This is a genomic window from Pauljensenia sp. 27098_8_83, from assembly GCF_041432695.1.
GTDB lineage: Bacteria > Actinomycetota > Actinomycetes > Actinomycetales > Actinomycetaceae > Pauljensenia.
Map to the genome: position 1 here is coordinate 1 of NZ_JAPWAD010000024.1, position 21,622 is coordinate 21,622.

17 protein-coding genes and 1 tRNA gene are annotated in these 21,622 nt (G+C 67.2%); 8 read left to right on the forward strand and 10 right to left on the reverse strand.

The features are described 5' to 3' along the window. Positions 1 to 467: 467 nt before the first annotated feature. On the reverse strand, positions 468 to 1,007 hold the full coding sequence (locus O3656_RS08635; protein WP_500063624.1) for a LytR C-terminal domain-containing protein: 540 nt from the start codon (positions 1,005 to 1,007) through the stop codon (positions 468 to 470). Between the two features lie 134 nt (positions 1,008 to 1,141). On the opposite strand from O3656_RS08635, the gene O3656_RS08640 reads away from it, so the two are divergent. Then, positions 1,142 to 1,852, forward strand: coding sequence for a uracil-DNA glycosylase (locus O3656_RS08640; protein ID WP_500063589.1), 711 nt, complete (start codon positions 1,142 to 1,144; stop codon positions 1,850 to 1,852). Between the two features lie 70 nt (positions 1,853 to 1,922). Here O3656_RS08640 and O3656_RS08645 read toward each other — a convergent pair. From O3656_RS08645 to O3656_RS08655, 3 genes are all read right to left on the reverse strand, one after another. Continuing rightward, positions 1,923 to 1,998: transfer RNA gene (locus O3656_RS08645), tRNA-Thr, on the reverse strand. A 137-nt stretch (positions 1,999 to 2,135) separates the two neighbouring features. Then, positions 2,136 to 3,068 (reverse strand): DsbA family protein, encoded by a 933-nt coding sequence (locus O3656_RS08650; RefSeq protein ID WP_500063590.1) that lies wholly within the window; start codon positions 3,066 to 3,068, stop codon positions 2,136 to 2,138. A gap of 59 nt (positions 3,069 to 3,127) precedes the next feature. Further along, positions 3,128 to 5,071, reverse strand: coding sequence for a serine/threonine-protein kinase (locus O3656_RS08655; RefSeq protein ID WP_500063592.1), 1,944 nt, complete (start codon positions 5,069 to 5,071; stop codon positions 3,128 to 3,130). 261 nt (positions 5,072 to 5,332) lie between these two features. On the opposite strand from O3656_RS08655, the gene O3656_RS08660 reads away from it, so the two are divergent. The 3 genes from O3656_RS08660 (at position 5,333) to O3656_RS08670 (ending at position 8,674) form a co-directional block, all read left to right on the forward strand. Next, a complete protein-coding gene (locus O3656_RS08660; RefSeq protein ID WP_500063593.1) occupies positions 5,333 to 6,463 on the forward strand; it encodes an ABC transporter ATP-binding protein in 1,131 nt (376 codons plus the stop codon). Positions 6,464 to 6,627: 164 nt separating this feature from the next. Beyond that, entirely contained in the window at positions 6,628 to 7,890 is a 1,263-nt protein-coding gene (locus O3656_RS08665; protein ID WP_500063594.1) for a DUF4032 domain-containing protein, read from the forward strand. Between the two features lie 40 nt (positions 7,891 to 7,930). Further along, entirely contained in the window at positions 7,931 to 8,674 is a 744-nt protein-coding gene (locus O3656_RS08670) for a glycerophosphoryl diester phosphodiesterase (RefSeq protein ID WP_500063595.1), read from the forward strand. 106 nt (positions 8,675 to 8,780) lie between these two features. Here the strand turns inward: O3656_RS08670 and O3656_RS08675 are convergent, their stop codons facing one another. Both O3656_RS08675 and O3656_RS08680 read right to left on the reverse strand, forming a co-directional pair. Then, positions 8,781 to 9,986 carry a hypothetical protein gene (locus O3656_RS08675; protein ID WP_500063625.1) on the reverse strand — a complete coding sequence of 402 codons (1,206 nt, stop codon included), beginning with the start codon at positions 9,984 to 9,986 and terminating at the stop codon, positions 8,781 to 8,783. Between the two features lie 93 nt (positions 9,987 to 10,079). Beyond that, positions 10,080 to 10,307 carry a hypothetical protein gene (locus tag O3656_RS08680; protein ID WP_500063596.1) on the reverse strand — a complete coding sequence of 76 codons (228 nt, stop codon included), beginning with the start codon at positions 10,305 to 10,307 and terminating at the stop codon, positions 10,080 to 10,082. Between the two features lie 248 nt (positions 10,308 to 10,555). Between O3656_RS08680 and O3656_RS08685 the strand changes: the two genes are divergently transcribed. Both O3656_RS08685 and O3656_RS08690 read left to right on the forward strand, forming a co-directional pair. Next, the gene (locus O3656_RS08685) at positions 10,556 to 12,022 is read left to right on the forward strand and encodes a flotillin family protein (RefSeq protein WP_500063597.1); all 1,467 of its coding nucleotides are present in this window, start codon (positions 10,556 to 10,558) and stop codon (positions 12,020 to 12,022) included. A 610-nt stretch (positions 12,023 to 12,632) separates the two neighbouring features. After that, positions 12,633 to 13,055, forward strand: coding sequence for a hypothetical protein (locus O3656_RS08690; RefSeq protein ID WP_500063598.1), 423 nt, complete (start codon positions 12,633 to 12,635; stop codon positions 13,053 to 13,055). A gap of 1,193 nt (positions 13,056 to 14,248) precedes the next feature. Here O3656_RS08690 and fbaA read toward each other — a convergent pair. Both fbaA and O3656_RS08700 read right to left on the reverse strand, forming a co-directional pair. After that, a complete protein-coding gene (gene fbaA / locus O3656_RS08695; protein ID WP_048675036.1) occupies positions 14,249 to 15,274 on the reverse strand; it encodes a class II fructose-bisphosphate aldolase in 1,026 nt (341 codons plus the stop codon). A gap of 228 nt (positions 15,275 to 15,502) precedes the next feature. Continuing rightward, a complete protein-coding gene (locus O3656_RS08700; protein WP_500063599.1) occupies positions 15,503 to 16,234 on the reverse strand; it encodes a TrmH family RNA methyltransferase in 732 nt (243 codons plus the stop codon). Here O3656_RS08700 and O3656_RS08705 point away from each other — a divergent pair. Together O3656_RS08705 and pyrE are read left to right on the forward strand one after the other, a co-directional pair. After that, on the forward strand, positions 16,233 to 17,054 hold the full coding sequence (locus O3656_RS08705; RefSeq protein ID WP_500063600.1) for an HAD-IIA family hydrolase: 822 nt from the start codon (positions 16,233 to 16,235) through the stop codon (positions 17,052 to 17,054). The genes O3656_RS08700 and O3656_RS08705 overlap by 2 nt on opposite strands. Before the next feature lie 26 nt (positions 17,055 to 17,080). Further along, a complete protein-coding gene (pyrE, locus tag O3656_RS08710; RefSeq protein WP_500063601.1) occupies positions 17,081 to 17,650 on the forward strand; it encodes an orotate phosphoribosyltransferase in 570 nt (189 codons plus the stop codon). Between the two features lie 77 nt (positions 17,651 to 17,727). On the opposite strand, the gene O3656_RS08715 is transcribed toward pyrE, so the two are convergent. Further along, positions 17,728 to 18,516 carry an SDR family NAD(P)-dependent oxidoreductase gene (locus O3656_RS08715; RefSeq protein ID WP_500063603.1) on the reverse strand — a complete coding sequence of 263 codons (789 nt, stop codon included), beginning with the start codon at positions 18,514 to 18,516 and terminating at the stop codon, positions 17,728 to 17,730. Positions 18,517 to 18,597: 81 nt separating this feature from the next. Further along, positions 18,598 to 21,525, reverse strand: coding sequence for a choice-of-anchor M domain-containing protein (locus O3656_RS08720; protein WP_500063604.1), 2,928 nt, complete (start codon positions 21,523 to 21,525; stop codon positions 18,598 to 18,600). Positions 21,526 to 21,622: the final 97 nt, after the last annotated feature.

Sequence of the window (21,622 nt, forward strand, 5' to 3'; positions counted from 1 at the left end):
CGACGGCAGGGCCTGGCCGAGCTAGTCCAAGCGACACAAGCGCCGCCGGTCTGGAGGGCACCGGAGGGACCGGAAGGCCGGGCTGCGGTGCCGGTGGCCGACGGCAGGGCCTGGCCGAGCTAGTCCAAGCGACACAAGCGCCGCCGGTCTGGAGGGCACCGGAGGGACCGGAAGGCCGGGCTGCGGTGCCGGTGGGCGGCGGCGGGGCCTGGCCGGACAACGAGTCGACGCGCCGAGCGAAGCTCGCAGCGCGGACGGCGGGCGGGCCGCCGCCCACGGGCACACCAAGCAGCCCGGCTCCACACGAGCACACCAAGCAGCCCGGCCCCACAACCGGGTCCTCCACCGCCCGGAACACCAGCGGCGCCATCAACACCGCCGGAACACCAGCGGCGCAACACACCACCGAGGCATAGCAAAGCCGCCCGGCCCCGCAGGGGCCGGGCGGCTCAGCCAGTATCAGAGGATCATCGAAGAACCACGACAATGTCGGGATTACCGAGACCGCTTTCCTGGCGCACGTTCGAGATGCCGAGCTTCGATGCGATGTCCTTGGCGGTACCTTCCATGCGGGGATCCTCATAGAAGACGGTGGAGGCCTGAGTGGTCCAGCCGTCGGCGTTCGCGGCGCTGGTCCCCGCGTATCCGGCTTGGTTCAGGATCTGGGCCTGCTGGCTGGCGTACCCCTGAGTGCCGGTGCCGTTGAGGACCTGAATGACGGCACCGTGGTCAGGCTCTGAGGTAGCCGCCGGGGAGGACGAGCTCGGGGAAGGCGTGGGCTCGTCAGAAGGGGTGGCCTCGACTGTGGGCGCGGCGCTGGGGCTCGCGGACGCGCTGGGCGTCGTCGCGGCAACGGTCGGCGTGGTCGTGGCCGGCGTCGTGGTCTGTTGGCGCGACAGGGCAGTCGCCGCTGCCCATCCGAGGGCGGGAACGATCACGAGGATGGCCAGGAAGGGCCACACGTTCTTCCACTTGGACGGCTTGGGGCGGTGCATGCCGACGGGCATATCTTCGCCGGCGCGGTCAAATTCATCCCTGGGGTACTGAGAACTCACGCGTTCAGACTATCGGATAAGAGGGAGTGCGGCGCAAGTGGCGCGCGGGGAATGTGGCGTGGCTTGTGCGGCATTAGGCTGGAGCTATGAGTGAACACAATCCCCGTCCGCTGGCTGAATTGATCGATCCCGGCTGGGCTCGGGCGCTCGCCCCGGTGGAGGGGCGCGTCCACGAGTTGGGCGCGATGCTGGCGACCGAGGTCGAGGAGGGGCGCGGCTACCTGCCTGCCGGCACGGATGTGCTGCGCGCGTTTACGTACCCGTTCGACAAGGTGAAGGTTCTGATTGTCGGGCAGGACCCGTATCCGACGCCGGGCCATGCGATGGGTTTGTCGTTTTCGGTGCGCCCGGGGGTGGCGCTGCCCAAGTCGCTGATCAACATTTTCCGCGAGCTGAGCGAGGACATGGGCGTTCCCGCTCCGACGTCGGGGGATTTGACGCCGTGGTGCGAGCAGGGCGTGTGTCTGCTCAACCGCGTGTTGACGGTGCGTCCGGGCGCGCCGGCGTCACACCGAGGCCGGGGCTGGGAGGAGGTCACGCAGTGCGCGATCGACGCGCTGGTGGCCCGCAGGAACGCGGATGGTTCGCGCACTCCCCTCGTGGCGATCCTGTGGGGTAAGGATGCGCAGTCGCTCACGCCACGCCTCGGGGAGACGCCGATTATCGCGTCGGCGCACCCGTCGCCGCTCTCGGCGTATCGCGGGTTTTTCGGCTCGCGGCCATTTTCGCGGGCGAATGAGCTGCTGGAAGCACAGGGGACGTCCGGCGTGGACTGGTCGCTGGGCACCTCTCATTGACGAGGCCGGGGCACCTCGCCCGATCGGGCGACGGTGAGGTGCGGCTGCGGTGCCGCGGTGAGGGACTCCGTGGAGCCGGCTATCGGACTCGAACCGATGACCTGCTGTTTACAAGACAGCTGCTCTACCAACTGAGCTAAGCCGGCGGCGGACACTAGTGTGCCACAGGTGGGGGCTTCGGCGCGCGCGGGCGACGGTGCGTGGCCGGTCGCACGGATGCGACGCAGCGATGACTGTGGGGGTGGGGCCGCGCAGCGGCCCCACCCCCACAGTGCCGACAGGCTCAGTTGGAGCTGTTGGTTGTCTCGGAGCTCTGGGTGTCGTCGGCCCCGCTCTGGGAGGGTTCGGTGGCCTCGGGGGCCGTGGTCGAATCGGTGCCCTGGGTGGCGGAGTCGGTGATGCCGAATTCCTGCGCGATGGTTTGGCGCAGCGCGGGCAGCTGGCTGCCGAGCGGGATCACCGTGGAGTGATCCTTGACGAGTTCGGGGGTGCCGAGGCTTCCGTTGCGGCCGCTGTATCCGGCGTTCTGCCAGGCGGTGGTGGAGGCCTTGAGGTAGTCGTCCACCGCGTTCACGGGGAAGGTGTCGATGACGTTGGAGGGGACGCCCACCTCGGTGGCGATGACCTTGACCTGCTTCCAGGAGGCGTCGAGGTTCTGGACGACGGTGCCGTTGGAGGCCTGGAACTGGCTGCGGAAGTAGGCGAGCAGGGCGTGGTGGAAGTCCACCCACTTGTCGGGTGCCTTCTGCGCGACGACCAGGGAGGCGCTGGCGGCGGGCTTCAGGTAGTCCATGTCGACGGTGATGACCGGCTGGAGCTCGATGTTGTAGTGTCCCTCGGCCGCCCACGTGGTGAGGTCGGCACCCATGTACGCGTCGAGGTCGGCGCACGCGTGGCAGGAGTAGTCGAAGTATTCGGTGAGGGTGGGCAGGTTCGGGTCCGCCTCGGCGACCACGCCGTTCGCGTTGACGATGATTGGGCGGCCGTCGGCGTAGGGGCCGAGGACCTGGGATGCGTCGACGTTGTGTGCGGCGTTGACCTGCGCCTGCTGCTTCCAGATGACGCCGCCGACGGCTGCGACAACCGCGAGGACGATGACCGCGACGGCGGAGATGACGATGATGCGGGTGCGGCGGTCGGCGCGCTCCTGCGCTTGGCGCATCTGCGCGGCTTTGGCGCGCACGGGGTCGACGGTCGGCTTCTTCTTCTGAGCCATGAACTCACCCTCCAAAGTAGTTGAATGTTGCAATAGTATCGGGCGCGGTCTTCCCGCGCTTAGTGCGCCAGCCCACCCGTGATGATCAGCCACGCACCTGCAAGGAACCCTCCACAGCCTACCGCGAGGAGCGCGCGCCCCCATGCTGGACGCACGATGACGCGCAGCGATGTCGCCATCCCGACGCGCAGATCCGCGGCAAACGGCATGAGCCACGCCGCCAGGAGAGTGACGCTCGCGAGCGCCCATACGATAATCGTGCCACGCGGGTCGCCAAGCCAGTAATCGTCGCGGTCAAGGCTGGTGGCGGTGGCGATGTCGACCGGCCACGACCACAGGACGCGTTCCTCATGCGCGTAGGACACGAAGGCCCAGATCGCGTAGGGAACGAGCCCTCCTACGACGAGGCCGAGGGCGGTGGTGAGGACCGAGCGCACGAGCAGGATCGGGGACATGGCGATGAGCGCCGCACCGTCCGACGCCTTGGGGCCGCGCAGGATGCGGCGCCTCTCGAGCCACCGACTCATGGCGCCGACCAGGCCGAAGGCGGTCAGGGCGATGCCGACGATGAGGGTGCCGCTCATGCCGAGCAGGAAGGGCAGCGCAGCCAGGAGCGCGAGGAGTGCGGCGCTGGAGATCCAGGCGGTCTTCTTCGCCGGGGACGAGGCCGACTCCCCCTGCGCGCCGACCGCGGTCTGGCCGGGGTCCCACTGCTGTCCCACACCCATCGGCGAGGCCGCGACGCCCGGCTGAGGCGAGGGTTGCTGGCCGTATCCGGGCACTGCGCCGGGATCGGCGCCACCACCCCGCGGATCCACATAGCCGCCCTGGAACCCCTGGTAGTCAGGCTGAGGATAGGGGGCCATCACCTCGGTGGGATCCGCGTCGTCGACGACCTGCCATGTGTCGGTCGCATCGTCGTGCCACGCGACCTCCTCGGCGTCGTCTCCCCAGTCGCCGTAGCCCTCGGCGACGGATGCGGTGTCCACGACGTCGGTGTGGTCGTTCGCCGCGGTGAATTCGGAGGCGTCGCGGCGCGGGTGCTGGGGATAAGAGACGGCCCGCGCGCCCGAGGCACCCGGCCGCTGTCCCGCGTCCTCCCACTCGGGAGGCGCGGCGATCTCCTGCGGGTCGGAGCTGACCATCTGCGTGCGCATGCCGGTGTCGAGGAGCTGCGCCCAGTTGACGGTCACGTAGTCGAGCTCTCCGGGCGCCCACCCGACGGCGCTCATGAGGTCGGCGACGATCAGGGAGGGCGACAGGCGCTCATCCGGATCGGGTGAAAGCCCGCCCGCGAGCGCGTCTGCGACCATGGGGTGCAATCCGGCGAGGTCAGGGTCCCCCTCGAGAACGCGCAGCATCGTCGCGGAGACGTCCCCCTTGCCGAACGGCGGGCGGCCGGTCGCGCAGGACAGCAACGTCGCACACCAGGCCCACCAGTCCGATTCCTTCGTGGCACCGTGTCCCTGGAGCAGTTCGGGCGCAGTGTATCCGGCAGTGCCGGACACGAGGCCCGTGCTGGTCAGGTGCTGATCCGACGTCGCCATCGCAATGCCGAAATCGATGAGAACGGGGCCGCGCGGCGAACAGATGATGTTGGAGGGCTTGATATCGCGGTGAATGATGTTGGCGTGATGGACCGCCGCAATCGTGGAGGCCAGGTGGTAGGACAGGGCCGCAACGCCGCGCAGCGGGACCGGTCCCGAGACGAGGATTTCCGCGAGCGTGGGCCCCTCGACGTATTCGGAGACCACAAAGGGCTGCGTCGCCTCGGTCTCCGCATCGACGATGTGCGCGACGAAGGGGGAGCGCACGGAGTTCACGGTGCGCGTCTCGCGCTCAAGACGCTGGCGCGATGCCTCCGAAGCCGCCATCGCGGGATGCATGGCTTTGAGGGCGACACGCATGCCGCCCCCATCTTCGGCCAGCCACACCGTACCCGCGCCGCCCGTTCCGAGCCTGCGGATCAGCCTGTAGCCGCCCAGTTCCTCGCCTTCTTCCACGCCCTCAGACTACCTGGCCCCTCCCCCATCTGCGGCCATCCGCGCGGGGCGGCCCCGGCCTCGTCCCCGTCATCAGCGGGGACAAGATCACCGAGAATCCACGATCTGAGCCGAACTGTACACCCGCGCGCGAGCGTGCTAACTTCGCTATTAGTCGCGCGCGCGGAATGATCCGCGTTCGCACTCCGTGGGCGAAGACGCCCCACGGTCGCCCCACAACGGATCGTCCGGCACGTACCTGCCGGTGGGAAGGAAAACTCCATGGCAACCGTCACTTTCGACAAGGCCACCCGCATCTACCCGGGTTCCGACAAGCCCGCCGTCGACCAGCTCGACCTCGAAATCAAGGACGGCGAGTTCCTCGTCCTCGTCGGCCCTTCCGGCTGCGGTAAGTCCACCTCGCTGCGTATGCTCGCGGGCCTGGAGGACGTCAACTCCGGTCGCATCCTCATCGGCGACAAGGACGTCACGGACGTTCCGCCGAAGAACCGCGACATCGCGATGGTCTTCCAGAACTACGCCCTCTACCCCCACATGTCGGTGCGCGAGAACATGGGCTTCGCCCTGAAGATCGCCGGCACCCCCAAGGAAGAGATCAACAAGCGCGTCGAAGAGGCCGCTAAGATCCTCGACCTGGAGCCCTACCTGGACCGCAAGCCCAAGGCCCTGTCCGGTGGCCAGCGTCAGCGCGTTGCCATGGGCCGTGCGATCGTCCGCAAGCCCCAGGTGTTCCTCATGGACGAGCCCCTGTCGAACCTGGACGCGAAGCTGCGTGTCCAGACCCGTACGCAGATCGCCTCCCTGCAGCGTGAGCTCGGCGTCACCACCGTGTACGTCACCCACGACCAGACCGAGGCCCTGACCATGGGCGACCGCATCGCGGTTCTCGCCGGCGGCCTCCTCCAGCAGTGCGGCACCCCGCAGGAGATGTACGAGCGTCCCGCCAACGAGTTCGTCGCTGGCTTCATCGGCTCCCCCGCCATGAACCTGGGCACCTTCACGGTCGAGGGCGAGTGGGCCAAGCTCGGTCCCGCACGCGTGCCTGTTTCCGAGGCCGCACGCGCCGCGATGACCGCTGAGGACGGCGGAAAGATCAAAATCGGCTTCCGTCCCGAGGGCCTGGAAGTCGTTTCCGGCGACACCGAGGGCACCATCCCGGTCGAGGTCGACTTCGTTGAGGAGCTCGGCTCGGACGCCTACGTGTACGGCCACCTGGCCGGCGCGGCCGAGGGCGAGGCCCTGGGTTCGGGTGCCGAAGGCACCGGCAAGCAGCTGATCGTGCGTGTCCCCCCGCGCACCGCGCCCGCGCGCGGCGGCGTCCTGCACGTGCGCATCCGCGAGGGCCAGCAGCACAACTTCTCCGCTGCAACGGGCGCTCGCCTGCCCGAGTGACGCTGAAGGCTCACACGCAGCGATAATCGGCCCCGGCCTCGTCCTCTCGTACCTCCTGGATGAGGCCGGGGTTTCGCTGTGCCCGCGTGTGTTCTTGGCCGCGACTAGGTGCAATACCGAGTCAGGGCTATACGTGAGGCGTTCAAGATGCGACAATAGGCCCCATGGCTTTGGACATTACGGCGGCCGCAGTCGACCCCGCCCTTCTGGACCTCCCCTGGGATGTTCCCCTGGAGGAGTGGCCGTCCAGCCTACTCGCGGCACTGCCCCGCGGCATTTCCCGCCACATTGTGCGCTTCGTAAACCTGTCCGGCCGCGTGCTCGCGGTCAAGGAGATCGGGCCGACGGTGGCGCACCACGAGTACGATCAACTGCGAGATCTCTCGCGCCTGGACGCCCCGTCCGTTCAGCCGGTCGCCGTCATCACCGGGCGCAAAACCCCCGAGGGCGAGGAACTCAACGCGGTCCTCATCACCGAACACCTGCAGTTCTCCCTCCCCTATCGCGCGCTCTTCTCCCTGTCGATGCGCGAGGACACGGCGACGCGCCTCATCGACGCACTCGCCCTGCTGCTCGTACGCCTCCATCTTCTGGGCTTCTACTGGGGCGACGTCTCCTTGTCGAACACGCTGTTTCGCCGTGACGCGGGCGAGTTCGCCGCCTACCTGGTCGACGCGGAAACCGGCGAGCTACACCCGGAGCTGACCCCCGGCCAGCGCGAGTACGACGTCGACCTGGCCCGCACGAACATCATCGGCGAGCTCATGGACCTCCAGGCGGGCGGATTCTTCCCCGAGGACTCCGACCCCATCGACGTCGGCGACCGCATCCGCACCCAGTACGACCTGCTGTGGAACGAGGTCACCGCCGAGGAGTCGATCCCCAACGACCAGCGCCAGTACCTCGTCAACGATCGTATTCGCCGTCTCAACGACCTCGGTTTCGACGTCGCCGAGCTGCACATGTCCACTGATGCCTCCGGCGAGCGCCTCGTCATTCAACCCAAGGTGGTCGACGCCGGTCATCACAACCGCAAGTTCATGCGCCTGACCGGCATGGACGTCGGCGAGCACCAGGCCGCGCGACTCCTGGCCGACCTGGACACGTGGCGTGCCACCAACGGCCTCGAAGGCATCCCCCTGGAGGAGGCCGCCCACGAGTGGATCACCAACGTGTTCACGCCCATCGTGCGCGCCATTCCGCGCGAACTGGCAGGCAAACTCGAGCCCGCTCAGCTGTACCACGAGTACTTGGAGCACCGCTGGTATATGGCTCAGCAGGCGGGCCACGATGTCACGCGTGACGAGGCCCTGGCCTCGTACATCGAGACGATCCTGCCGTCCAAGCGCGACGAAGCCGTCCTCATCGAACCCGGTCCGGGACGCTCGTCCATATTCAGCGCGGAGTCGAACCCCGACCTATGGTGATGGGGTACCGTTTTTCGCCTCGCTCCTACTAGGAGGATCCATGTCCGAATTCCCCCGTATCATCGCCCACAGGGGCGCATCCTCGCTCGCGCCGGAAAACACGATCGCCGCGTTCTCTAAGGCCATGGAGGTCGGTGCCCGCTGGTTCGAGTTCGACGTGGACATCACGGGTGACGGCTCCCTCATCGTCATCCACGACGATACCCTCGACCGCACGACGACGGGATCCGGCTCGTACTACCAGCTCGGGTTCTCCGACATCCGCCGCCTCGACGCCGGCCGCTGGTTCTCGGACACCTACCGCTTCGAGCGCATCCCCGAGGCCGCGGACGTCCTGGCCTTCGCCCACGCGCAGCAGATGGGCGCGAACCTGGAGATCAAACCCTGCGCGGGCGGGGATCGCCTGCGCGAGCGCCTCATCGAGGCCCTGGCTGTCACGCTCGCAGGAGACAAGGTTCCGTCGCGTCTCATCGTCTCCTCTTTCGACCACGACCTGCTCGCCGCCTTCCACGAGGCCCGCCCGTCCGTGGCGCTCGGCTGGCTCATCGAGCGCGCCTCCGACGAGTGGTGCGAGGGCGCGGCCGCCCTGGGTGCGACAGCGATTCATCCGGGTGTTGAGGGCCTCACCGAGTCCGACGTGCGGGCGATGCGCGACGCCGGTTTCGACGTCAACGTGTGGACCGTCAACGACGTGGAGCATGCCCGCGAGCTGGCCTCCTGGGGCGTCACCGGCATCTTCACCGATCGCCCGCAGGATTTCCCCGCCGAGGCCCTGAAGGCCTGAGGGGAGTCGGCGCGGTTCATGGCCGCGCTGCCACTCTCACGAGACGGAGGGGGCCGGGAACGCTCACGCGCCCCGGCCCCCTTTCACGTCTGCTTCTGGCGGCTCTTTACGCCTCGCCCGCGCGGCGCGCGAAGCGCTTGGAGACGTGCTTAGCCAGGGACAGCTCGGCGATCGAGTCGACCACCATGAGGCCGCCGACGATACCGGCGAAGCGCATCCAACCGGACCGCGGGGCGGAGGCACGCACGGCGGCAACCAACATGCTGGTGCCGACGATGGCCTCGGCGGCGACGGCGGCGTGGATGATCCACGGGCGCTCGACGGCCACGGACTCGTAGGAGTTCCACAGGGGCTTCACGACCGACTGCGGCTGACCCATCATGATGTCGACACTGCGGCCGATCGCGTTCGAGATGCCGCGCGCCAGGTGCACGGACACGCCCTCGACGTCCTCAATGTCGGTGGTGCCCAGCAGGAAGCCCGCGACGGAGCCGGGCAGGCCGAGGGCGCGCACGACCTTCCACACGGATTCCTCGCCGGTCGTGGCCACGGAAGCCCACAGTGCTTCGGCGTCGGAGCCGGGGACGGCCTCGGCGATCTCCGCCAGATCGAGACGGTCACCCACCAGGTCGATGACCTCGCCGGGCAGCTCGGCAGTGCGGTCGTGTCCACCGGGAACGATCGCGGCGTCCATGCCCCAGTTGTGGGACACGATGTGCTCCAGGTGATCGTCGGTGACCAGGAAGACCTGGAACTCGCCATCCGTCACGGACAGAGTCACGAGCGGCAGGTCGCCGAAGTTCCAGCCCTCCTTCTCGGCGGGCAGCTCGGCGAGGAGCGCGCGGTGTCCCTCAGCAAGCTCGAGGTCGCCCAGGTCCACGCCCTCCAGCGCAGCCAGGAGCGGCACGGACGACGCGGGGGTGCGGCCAATCTCAACGATACGGGTGGGAGTCGGCTCCACGGCCGAGGCGTTCTCCTCGTCAGAGGGCCACACCTTGCCCAGCGGCGAGTCACCCTCGGGCAGGTGGTCGGCGGTCGCATTCCCGATGCGCACCTCAGCATCGAAGAGGATGGCGAGCTCATCTGCCAGTTCGGCGGGCGTCGGGCCGGGGACTACCTCGGTCGACCCGGCGGGCACGGTAGCAACGCGCTCCTCATCAACGGCGACGTTGAGACCCAGCAGCTGCGGCGATGAGGGGAACCACTCGAGCTGCGCGAGGATCGAACGCTCCTTCAGCTCTCCGGCAACCACGCTGGGGTCCAGATCGTGGCCGATAATCATGCCTTCAACACGAGTCCAGTCCTGGGCCATGTCACTACCTTCCTGTCCGTGGTGACGTCGTCTCACCACTCTATGGTTCCATTGTGTCGCGCGGGTCGCTATTTCGCTCGCCCGCGCGGTCAGTTACGAGATTTTGTGTTGCTCGCCCCCGCCCCACTCGACCGCCGTCAAGCCGGTACGCGCCCGAGGCGGCGCGACGGTCTGCGGTTGAACAACGGTGTCAGCATCCGCCTCGCGAATCGTCATGAAAACCCTGATGAACGTGTCCGGCGTGACGCTCGCCCCGGCCTCGTCCGTCAGCGTTCCATCGGGCGCGGCCGTCACGTTCCACGAGGCCTGGGTCCATCGCACATCATTCTTTCAGCATCCAACGCCCGTCATTGGGTGGTCTACGCTGCGGCTCATTCCGCAGTTGCCTCATCATACGGCGCGCAAACAGCCGGTTTCAAGAGGCGTTGCGCTCTGATCGGCCGTGACGGGAGGGGCACGCGGCGTCTCACATCGACTGGTTTGAGTCCTTCGTCATACGCTGCTATCCTGACCCGTTACGCGGCTCCACGGGTAAAAGGGGCCGCATCCCTCACGTGAAAGCAGCTATCATGTCTCTCCTCAGCATCGCAGCGATCGCCGTCGCTGCATTCGTCCTCATCGTCCTCTTCCTGTGGGCAAGCTTCGTCTCCGCCTCGCCGGGCGAAATTAAGGTGATCTCCGGCCCCCGAGGCCAGCGTGTCCTCCACGGTAAAACGGGCTGGAAGGTTCCCCTGCTCGAGCGCGTGGACACCATGACCGCCTCGATGATCTCCGTCGACGCCCAGACCACGGATTTCGTCCCCACGAACGACTACATCAACGTGCGCGTCGACGCGGCCGTCAAGGTCCGTATCGCGACCGAAGACCAGACGCTGTTCCGCGCGGCGACTCGTAACTTCCTCTACAAGACGACCTCCGAAATCTCCGAGGAGGTGCGCGACACCCTGGAGGGCCACCTGCGCGCCATCATCGGCCAGATGCGCCTCACCGACATCATCACCGACCGTGCGGCGTTCTCTGAGCGCGTCCAGGAGAACGCGAAGCAGGACCTCGAGGAGATGGGCCTCGAGATCGTCGCCTTCAACATCCAGAACGTCACCGACCAGAACGGCGTCATCGACAACCTCGGTATCGACAACACCGAGCAGATCCGCAAGACCGCGGCCATCGCGAAGGCGAACGCCCAGAAGGAGGTCGCGCAGGCGACCGCCGTCGCCCAGAAGGAAGCGAACGACGCGCAGGTCGCCTCCCAGCTTGAGATCGCCCAGAAGCAGACGGACCTCGCCAAGCGCCAGGCCGCCCTGAAGGTCGAGGCCGACACCGAGAAGGCGAAGGCAGACGCCGCCTACGAGATCCAGTCGCAGATTCAGCGCCGCGACATCGAGCGTGAGACCGCGCAGGCCGACATCGTCAAGCAGGAGCAGCAGGCGGTCATCAAGGAGAAGGAAGTCGTCGTCACCAAGCAGGCCCTGCAGGCCGAGGTGAACGCGAAGGCCGACGCCGACCGCTACGCCGCCGAGAAGAAGGCCGACGCGGCCCTGTACGCGCGTCAGCGCCAGGCCGAGGCCGAGGCCTTCGAGCGCACCAAGAAGGCCGACGCCGACAAGCAGGCCATGCTCGCCGAGGCGCAGGGTATCGAGGCTCGAGGCCGCGCCGAGGCTTCCGCGATCGGCGCGAAGCTGACGGCCGAGGCCGAGGGTCTCGAGAAGAAGGCCGAGGCCATGACCAAGATGAACCAGGCGGCCGTGCTGGAAATGTACTTCCGTGCCCTGCCCGAGGTGGCGCGCGCCGTGGCCGAGCCGCTGTCCAAGGTCGACACCATCACGATGTACGGCGAGGGCAACAACGCGCAGATGGTCGGCGACATCACGAAGTCGATCAGCCAGATCAACGCCGGCCTGGGCGATTCACTGGGCCTGGACCTGCAGCAGCTGTTCTCGGCTCTCGTGGGTGCCAAGCTCGTGTCCCCCACGATCTCCGAAGCGGTCGAGGAGGGCGTGCGCGACGCCTCCTCCCCGAAGCCTGCGCAGGAGTGAGGCTCATTCTCACGGCGCGTCACGACGCGTGATGCGGGCGCGACGCCACCTCCCCAAAGCCTGCGCAGGAGTCAGGCGCGTCCCCAACGCGGGTAGCCACCTGTGATGCGTGCGCGCGAAGCGCGCCCGAGCGTGAGGTGCGGACACACGCGAGGCGAGCAGCTATTGATAGTGGTCGCTCGCGATACATAGCGCGTGGAAGGCGGGGCGGGATCCTAAGGGGTCCCGCCCCGCTGCTATACCCGGCTTTTCCGCCGCCGTTGCCCACCCCGCCGCTAGGCCTTTTCCTGACTCTCGGTGCCCCATTCCATCATCGGCGCCTCACCACTATTACAACGACGTCCCGCCTCCCCAACAAAAGTCGCACGTAATTTAATCCGGTCACTTTTTGAGATAGCTAGAAAACGTTGCAATTCCAACGACGCTATTTCACATATTTAAGTAGCCTCGGGGGAATTACGTGCGACGTTGGTGGGAAACCATCATGTGTCGCGACCTGGCTTCCCGGCGTTACAAGCACCATGAGAATCTAGCAGAACCTAGCTAGAACATAGAGCAAAAAAGCCACCGAAACCCTCCACACGACGTAGCCACCGCCGTATACTGAAGCATGGAACGCATAGCGAAAGGCTCCCTCCTCGTGAGGGTTGGCACCGCGCTGAGCAGCCTCGTTCTTCTCGGCGTGTCAGGACTCGCCTACCTGTTGGTCGCCGACGTTTATGACACGTATCCGCACCTCGGTTACCGCGCTGTTTTTACTGTCCTCGGCGTGCTCATCCCACTCCCACTCGCATTCTTCTTCGGGTTTGTCGCACTTCGCATCCGCACTCTGTCGCTACAGCAGCTGATGACATGCGCAGCAAGATGCATGTGGAGCTTCTTCGGTCTCTTCCTGCTGACCTGGTTGCTTGAGGGACTCCTCATCGTAGAGGCGCCCGGCCCCTTTATGTACGTGTGCATCGGCACGCTCATACTGTCGGCAACAACCGCACGCCTCCTCACGCTCGGCGCACGCGCCGCGAATCACGCATAGGACCAGGCCGGGCTACACACAAACGACAAGCCCCGACCGATTGGAGGCCGCCGCAGGGCCTGCGGGGCCAGGCCGCCGCCCACCGGCACACACCGCGGCCCGGCCCAACAAAACAGGCCACGCGGCGGCCGGAAATCTGTCGGGGCAGCAAGCAACGCCAGACAATGAATCCGCCAAAGTGCAGACCCATTCAGCCAAAACCGTCGTTTTTGGGCACCTTTCACCCAATGGGTCTGCACTTTGGCAACAACAACGCTCCAGGCCGAGGCCCCGACGCCACCTAGCGGGGGAATTGCACTACACGAGCGTCTTTTCGGCCTGTCGGACCTGTCCTGGCCACCAATCGGGGGGGAATTGCACTACAAGAGGCTCCGACACGCCGGCGACACGCCGCCAACAGGCTTCGTGTAGTGCAAAACCCCCACGGCCAACTAATTGAAGACCACTGCAACGCCCACAACACGAGACCCGGCCAGAACCAACTTCCGTAAAACACAGGGAGTTCACTAACAAGCGCCTACACAGAAGAACTCTCCCGATACGGATAGGTTGCGACGATGCGGATAGGTTATCGCCACGCGGATAGGTTAATAAGCTATCCGCATGCTCATAACCTATCCATATCGCAATAACCTATCCGCGTACGCAGCCGGTTTGGTCGGCCTGGAGGTCAGGGAAGGTTAGGACGGCCCCGCCGCGGGGCCTGGAGGGACTGGCAGCGGTGCCGGTGGGCGGCAAGACCAGCCCTAGGCAAAAGTCGCATGCAATTCGATTGGGTGAAGTTTCAACAACGTCTGGAAACGTTGCAATTCCAACGTTGTGGATTCAAGGTTTGAAACAGTCGTGGGGGAATTGCATGCGAAATTGGGTGTCGGTGCAGGAATGGTATGCGTGATGGCTGGGTGTGGGGCCTGGTCGCGGTGCCGGTGGGCGGTGGCTGGGCCTGGCCGGGCTTCGAGATCGACCACTCCGAGCCGCCAGGCTCGCGTGTGGCGATCTCGCGGGCGGGCCGCCGCCCACCGGCACATACAGCGGCCCGGCCCAACAAAACAGGCCACGCGGCGGCCGGAAATCTGTCAGGGCAACAAGCAACGCCAGACATCAGACGGGGCCGCGACAACACGAAGCCGCCCGGCCCCACAGGGGCCGGGCGGCTCACGCATCAGGCCGCTAGGCGGCCATCAGCGAAGGGTTCAGCGCATCTGGGTGCCGTCGGAGCCCAGGCGCTGGCAGGCCTCGACGACGCGGGCGGCCATGCCGGCCTCGGCCGACTTGCCCCACGTGCGCGGGTCGTACTGCTTCTTCACGCCGACCTCGCCGTCGATCTTGAGGACGCCGTCGTAGTTGCGCATCATGTGGTCCACGACGGGGCGGGTGAACGCGTACTGCGTGTCGGTGTCGACGTTCATCTTGATGACGCCGTTGGCGACAGCGGTGGCGATTTCCTCGGCGGTGGAGCCGGAGCCGCCGTGCATGACCAGGTCGAAGGGACGGTGGTCGAGGCCGAAGTGCTCAGCGACCTCCTTCTGGATGGTGCCGAGCAGCTCGGGACGCAGCTTCACGTGGCCGGGCTTGTAGGCGCCGTGCACGTTGCCGAAGGTCAGAGCGGTGATGTAGCGGCCCTTCTCGCCGAGGCCCAGGGCCTCAACGGTCTTGATGCCGTCTGCGGTGGAGGTGTAGAGCTTCTCGTTGATCTCGCCAACGACGCCGTCTTCCTCGCCACCAACAGCGCCGACCTCGATCTCGAGGATGGTGTTGGCCTTGACGGACATGGCGAGCAGTTCCTTGGCGATCTCGAGGTTCTCGTCGAGCGGAATCGCGGAACCGTCCCACATGTGGGACTGGAAGGTGGGCAGCTTGCCGTCGGCAACCTGGCCGGCCTCGATCTCGAGGAGGGGGCGGACCCAGGAGTCGATGTTCTGCTTGGCGCAGTGGTCGGTGTGCAGGGCCACGGTGATGCCGTAGTTCTTGGCAACCTCGTAGGCGTAGGCCGCGAGGGCCAGCGAGCCGGTGACGCGGTTCTTGATGGTGGAGCCGGAGCCGTACTCGGCGCCGCCGACGGAGATCTGGATGATGCCGTCGGACTCGGCCTCGGCGAAGCCCTGGAGGGCGGCGGTGATGGTCTGGGACGAGGTCACGTTAATCGCGGGGTAGGCGAACTTGCCATCCCGTGCGCGATTCAGCATCTCTGCATAGACCTCAGGGGTTGCGATAGGCACTTGGAGCCTCCTAATCGAGTGACAGTTTTGTCGTGTTCGATTCTCTCACATTTTGCACGAGCGGGGAGGGGATGGAAGTCCCGTTCGGACAGGGACTGTTCATCGCGCCGGGCTGTGTGGTAGGCGTGTCGTGAGGCCGGGGTTGCGCGCGTGCGTGGATGGTGACGAGCTCGTTTGACGAGGCGGGGGTTGGGTCGCCAGGGTCGGAACGATCGGCGGGTGGCGGGTTCAGGAGTCGGCGTTGTCGGCGAGGCGCGACGCGTGCGCCCACATAACGATCGCAGCGGCGTGTCCAACGTTCATGGACCGCGTCGACCCCCGCTGGGTGATGGCGACGACGACCTCGCAGGCGGCGAGCATCTCCATGCTCAGGCCCGAGGCCTCGGAACCGAAGACCAGGCACGCGCGCCTGGGCAGCGCCGCCCCCTCCAGGGCGATGGACCCCTCGACGTTGTCGACGCCGACGAGGAAGAGCCCCTCGCGCGCACAGTGCTCAACGAGCTCGCTGACCTGGGCGCGATGATCCACCGGCAGGTAGCGGTCGGTGACCATCGCGCCGCGGCGATTCCATCGCTTGCGCCCCACCACGTGCACGCGGCGCGCACCCATCGCATTCGCCGTGCGCACGATCGACCCGATGTTGAAGTCGTGATCGAGGTTCTCCACGGCCACCTCGAAAGGCAGCGAGCGGGCGGCGATGTCCGCTCGGATCGCGTCCATCGTCCAGTAGCGGTAGCGGTCCTCGACGTTGCGGCGATCCCCCATCCGCAGGAGTTCCGGGTCGTAGTGCTCCCCGACCGGCCAGGCCCCCTCCCCTCCCGGCCACGGACCGACGCCGACCTGCGCACACGCCTGCGCCCCAGCCTCGTCGTTCCCGCACGCGCCATCACGCGCGATGTCACACCCGTTTTCGAACTCGTTCACGGATCCCACCCTAGCGGCACCGTAGAATGGAGGCATGACTGCCCTGACGCACAAACCCACTCCCCTGACCGATCTGCCACCCGTGAGCGCGTGGCTCTCCGACATGGATGGGGTCCTGGTGAAGGAGAATCGAGCGCTTCCGGGCGCGAACGAGTTCCTCGCCGCTCTTCGCGAGAAGAACATCCCCTTCCTGGTCCTCACCAACAACTCCGTGTTCACGAACCGTGACCTGTCCGCGCGCCTGGCGAACTCGGGCCTCGACATCCCGGAAGAGAACATCTGGACGTCCGCGAACGCCACGGCCGCGTTCCTGCACCAGCAATCCCCCGGCTCGACCGCGTACGTCATCGGCGAGGCCGGCCTGACCACCGCGATCCACTCCGCGGGCTACGTCATGACGGAGATCGATCCTGAGTTCGTGGTGCTCGGCGAGGTGCGCTCCTACGATTTCCATGCGCTGACCCACGCGATTCGCCTCATCGAGGGCGGCGCGAAGTTCATCGCCACCAACCCCGACGTGTCGGGCCCCTCCGACGAGGGCACACTGCCCGCGTGCGGCGCCATCGCGGCGATGATCACGGCGGCGACCGGGAAGAAGCCCTACTTCGTCGGCAAGCCGAACCCCGTCATGATCCGCGCAGGTCTGAACAAGATTGGCGCGCACTCCGAGAGCGCCGCGATGGTCGGCGACCGCATGGACACGGACGTGCGCGCGGGCGTCGAGGCCGGTCTGCGTACCCACCTCGTCCTGTCGGGCTCTACCACCCGCGAGGACGTCAGCACATACCCGTTCCGCCCCTTCGGCATCCACGAGGGCATCGGCGATCTCATTGAGCTCGTCGAGGCGGCGCACTGACCCACACCGATCCGGAAGGAACACCCATGACCAACGATTCCCACAAGGCGCGCCTGGCTGCCCTCGTCCAGGAGCTGTCCGTCATCCACGAGAAGGTCATCCTGGCCTCGGGCCGCGAGTCCGACTTCTACGTCGACATGCGCCGTTCGACCCTGCACCACGAGGCGGCTCCCCTCATCGGCCACGTCATGCTGGATCTCCTGGAGGAGTCCGGTTTCTCGGTGGGCGAGGAGTACGTGGCCGTCGGCGGCCTGACGATGGGCGCGGATCCCGTCGCGACCGCGATGATGCACGCCGCCGCGTCGCGCGGCCTGGACCTGGACGCTTTCGTCGTGCGTAAGGCCGCGAAGGACCACGGCATGAAGCGCCGCATCGAGGGCCCGGACGTCGTGGGTAAGAACGTCGTCGTCCTTGAGGACACGTCCACGACCGGTGGTTCCCCGCTGGAGGCTGCTCTCGCTCTGCGCGAGGCCGGCGCGAACGTCGTCGCCGTCGCCGTGATCGTCGACCGTGCGACGGGCGCGAAGGAACGCATCGAGGCCGAGGGCTTCCCGTACTTCTACGCGCTGGGCCTGGAGGATATCGGCCTGGCCTGATTCTCCGCTTGCACTAACGAGGCCGGGGCTGGGTTCTGTGCGAACCTGGCCCCGGCCTCGTTGTCGTCTGCGCGTCCTCACATGTGGGGAACGGAACGCATGGCGCGCGCGGTCACCCAGCGCGGGGCGAGCTTCATGGCACCCATGGCGACCTTGTAGGGGATCGTCGGGGTGACGTGGACGCGTCCCGCGCGCACGGCGTCGAGGGCCTCCGTGACGACCTGTTCGGGGCTGGCCATCAGCCAGGAGGGGGTCGCGCGCATGTCGACGCCCGCACGCTCGAAGAAGGGGGTGTCGACGGGGCCGGGGCACACGACGGTCGCCGTGATGCCGGAACCCTTAAGCTCGGCGGCGAGGCCCTCGGTGAAGGCGACGACCCAGGCCTTGTGGGCGGAGTAGGTGCCCGCGCCCGTGCGCGAGGCGACGGAGCCGACGTTGAGGATCGCGCCGCGTCCGCGCGAACGCATGGAGATGCCGGCGTGGTGGGTGAGCGTCATGACGGCGCGAACCATGACGTTCAGGCCGTTGATCTCGTTCTCGAGGCTGTTGTCCAGGAAGTCGGTTCCCAGGCCGAATCCGGCGTTGTTGACGAGGAGGTCGACGGGTGCCAGGTCCGGCTTGTCGCGGTCGTCGGGGCCTCCCACGTCCAAGCGCGCGGCGACGCGCGCGCAGCCCTCGTCGGTCGCCAGGTCAGCCGCGATTACCTCGGCGCGCACGCCCGCGACGTTGGCGAGCGAGTCCGCGAGCGCGCGCAGCGCATCCTCACGGCGCGCGATCAGCACCAGGTCGTGGCCCGCGGCGGCCAGCTGCCAACAGAATTCTTCACCAATGCCGGAGGTTGCTCCGGTGACTAGCGCTGTTCCCATGGGGGAAGTCTAGCGCCGCATCGTTTCGGCAGCACGAAGCCGGGGCGGGAACGCTCTCGCGTCCCGCCCCGGCTGGGTGCGTCATCGGGTGCGGATCAGGTATCCGGCACCGCCGCCGGCGAGGGCTGCCGGGATGACGAGGAGGACGAGCCAGTAGGGGCTCCATCCGCCCGAGCGACCGGAGTCCGCAGCCGCGGCGACCGGCAGGGATGCGGCCGCGTTGGCCGTCCCATTGTCGGGCGCGTGTGCGCCACCGCTCTGCGCGGTATCTCCACTCTGCGCGCCGCTCTGGGGTGCGGCTGACGGGCTTGCGGACGGGCTTGCGGACGGCGCGGGCACCGCCTTCGGTGCGCTCACGGGCGCCGAGCTGGTCGCGCCGGTTGTCCCACTTGCCGCTCCGTTACTGCGAGCAGCGGGAGCGCCAGTCGCGCTGCCACCCGTGGCTGCGGGGCCCGACGTGCGAGTCGCGCCGGACGAGGCCGGGGTCCCAGCATTGTTTGACGGCGCGGGCACTGCGGGCACCCGTAGCGGACCACCGGAGGGGGCTGGTGCCGGGAAGGGCGTCGGCATGGGTGCCGGTGCGGGAGCCGGATCGGCACTCGGTGCGGGTGCAGGTGCCGGGTCTGCGGTCGGTTCGGGCGCCGGTGCGGGCGCGGGAGCCGGTGCAGGCGCAGGGTCGACGCTCGGCACCGGAGCGGGATCCACAGTCAGCGCGGGTGTGGGATCAACGCTGGGAGACGGCGCCGGGGTCGGCTCCGGCGTGGGCGCAGGTCCGGGTGACGGCGTCGGGACGGGCTCCTCGTCCACCGGCGCGGGCCGCTCGCCGCGATGGCCGGAGCGCACGATCACGGTGAAGGACTGGGGCTCGACGAGGCTGCGCTCGCCGCTGCGCGCGCCGACCTCGATGCGGTAGGTGCCCGGCGCACTGAAAACCCAGTTACCGTGCATGTGCGTCGCTTCGGTCGTGTGGACGACGCCATCGCCCTTGGACGAGTCGAAGTGGACCTTGGCGCCCGCACCGAAGGTACCCCCTTGGAAGAACGCAACGCGCGCGCCCTCGGGGGCCTGCGCGAGGTGCAGCGTCAGGTCGGCGCCGTCGGGCAGGGCCGCGTAGTCGATGCCCTCGGTGGACAGGCCGGGCCACACGATGTCGCTGTTCTGAGTCTCCGGCAGCACGTAGGTAGCGGTTCCCACCGGTCCGAGCACGTCGTAGCTTGGATCCGACAGGGACGCGGGGCGCACGAAGCGCGCGTTGGGGGCCACCGCGAGGGTCGTGGAGCCGACGGTACGCAGCACGGAAGTGCGCGCGTTGGTCAGGGAGTCATCCTTGACGGCCAGGCCGTAGGTCAGACCGTTCTCGCCGCTCGCCTGGGTGAGGCGCACGTCCAGGTGTCCGCGCGCGATCTCCACGGGATCGCTCAGCAGGGACGAGGCCGGGTCCGGGGTCGCGTCGTTTCCCCCGTTATCGGGGGCGGGGGTGGGGTCGGGGGTCGGGTTCGGAGCGGGTTCCGGCTCGTCGGGGGCCGCCACACCGTCGCGCATTGTGAGCATCGCGGTCAGGCCGACATGGGAGCCGACGGTGACGTCCGAGGCATCCGCGACGGTCATGACCGCATCGGAGAGCGGGTGGGGGCGCAGGGTGACGCGCATGTACATCGGGTCGGTCTGGCACACGCCGAGATCCTGCGGCTTCGTGTCCATGCCGCCCGCGCCGAGCGTTCCCTCCATGGAGCACCAGGGGCTGAAATCGTACTTGGACTCGAGGAACTCGATCTTGTAGGTGGCGCGCAGGGTCGGGTCGTTGGCGCGCACGGTGGCCGTGTACTGGTCGGTCGATCCGGGGATGAGGTCGTATGAGACGTCGACGCGGCGCGAGGAGATCGGCAGGCGGTCGGGGTTCCACACGGGGGCCGGATCCGGGTTGGAGGGGCCGAGGATTGTGTCGGTGGCGCCGACGGTGACGGGCTCGGTGTCCTTCTGGGAGTACTGGACGGTCTGCGAGATCCAGCGGGCCGAGGCGGAGTCGCCGGGGATGTAGACGGCCTGGACGGCCGCAGCGTCTGCGCCGAGCAGCTCGGAGACGCTTCCGCGGCCACCCTCGACGGCGACCTCGGTGAGGAAGTAGCCGTTGACGGTGATCCATGCGCGTCCCGTATCGGTGGAAACGCCCGTGTCGATCGTGATATCGGTGAGGTGGTTGTCACCGGGGTGATCACGCTCGGTGTGATGAGAGACGGTCAGCGTCGGGGTGGCGGCGCTGCCATCAGTGCGCTGGGCGCGCGCCTCGTTGTACGCCGACTCGATGTCCTTAATGGTGCCGTCGGCGGGGTTTGCGCCGCCAACCTGCCAGACCAGCGGCGTGATCGGCGAGGAGTAGATAGCCGTGCCGTCGGCGCTGCGCGCGGTCATCTTGTAGTTCGCGACGTAGCGGCCGGGCTGCGTGAAGGTCGTGTACAGGTGCGTGTGGCGCGGGTTGTAGACGCTGCGGTAGGCGATGTCGTGGCTAGAGAGGAAGCGGTTCACGCTGTCGCCGTTGTCGATGAACATCTCCATGCGACCCGGACCGTCGACGCTGATGAGGTCGAGCGTGTAGGTCTCGCCCTCGAATTTGTCGGTGTCGCCGATCTCGCCCGCGCCGAGGCCCGCCCAGATGGGCGTATTACCGGGTCCGGGATTCTGGGGAGCGGCGTTCAGGACGGTGCCCTCAGCTCCGAGGAAGGCCAGGTCGGGACGCTTCGCGGGAACGACGAGCTGAGACTTCGCCTCGTCTTTCTCCCCGGTGCCGGTCCACGCCTTGGGGATCCACAGCGCGGTCTTTTCCATCGGCATGTTGATGGTGTTGAGCGAGAAGCTGTTGGTGTCGTCGTGCCAGACGGGGATGGGTGCATCGACGTGTTGTCCGGTGACGATCCATTCCTTGTCCTGGTCGGGACCGGCCCACGCGGCGGCCGGTGTGAGCGCCAGGAAGAGGGCGAGCGCAGCGGTGCTGATGCGTCGCAGATGTGACATTCGGGTGCCTTTTCTAGCTATGTTGTTGATGAGAATCATTATCACTCTAAATAAGGCCTCACACAACTCACATCCACAGCGCATGTTTCACGCGTGT

Coding starts and splice junctions, on each gene's coding strand:
- O3656_RS08720 (WP_500063604.1), bottom strand. CDS start 21,525: ATGTCACATCTGCGACGCATCAGCACCGCTGCGCTCGCCCTCTTCCTG.
- O3656_RS08700 (WP_500063599.1), bottom strand. CDS start 16,234: ATGCCTCCATTCTACGGTGCCGCTAGGGTGGGATCCGTGAACGAGTTC.
- O3656_RS08715 (WP_500063603.1), bottom strand. CDS start 18,516: ATGGGAACAGCGCTAGTCACCGGAGCAACCTCCGGCATTGGTGAAGAA.
- O3656_RS08675 (WP_500063625.1), bottom strand. CDS start 9,986: ATGGCCCAGGACTGGACTCGTGTTGAAGGCATGATTATCGGCCACGAT.
- O3656_RS08670 (WP_500063595.1), top strand. CDS start 7,931: ATGTCCGAATTCCCCCGTATCATCGCCCACAGGGGCGCATCCTCGCTC.
- pyrE (WP_500063601.1), top strand. CDS start 17,081: ATGACCAACGATTCCCACAAGGCGCGCCTGGCTGCCCTCGTCCAGGAG.
- O3656_RS08635 (WP_500063624.1), bottom strand. CDS start 1,007: ATGCCCGTCGGCATGCACCGCCCCAAGCCGTCCAAGTGGAAGAACGTG.
- O3656_RS08705 (WP_500063600.1), top strand. CDS start 16,233: ATGACTGCCCTGACGCACAAACCCACTCCCCTGACCGATCTGCCACCC.
- O3656_RS08690 (WP_500063598.1), top strand. CDS start 12,633: ATGGAACGCATAGCGAAAGGCTCCCTCCTCGTGAGGGTTGGCACCGCG.
- O3656_RS08640 (WP_500063589.1), top strand. CDS start 1,142: ATGAGTGAACACAATCCCCGTCCGCTGGCTGAATTGATCGATCCCGGC.
- O3656_RS08650 (WP_500063590.1), bottom strand. CDS start 3,068: ATGGCTCAGAAGAAGAAGCCGACCGTCGACCCCGTGCGCGCCAAAGCC.
- O3656_RS08660 (WP_500063593.1), top strand. CDS start 5,333: ATGGCAACCGTCACTTTCGACAAGGCCACCCGCATCTACCCGGGTTCC.
- O3656_RS08685 (WP_500063597.1), top strand. CDS start 10,556: ATGTCTCTCCTCAGCATCGCAGCGATCGCCGTCGCTGCATTCGTCCTC.
- O3656_RS08665 (WP_500063594.1), top strand. CDS start 6,628: ATGGCTTTGGACATTACGGCGGCCGCAGTCGACCCCGCCCTTCTGGAC.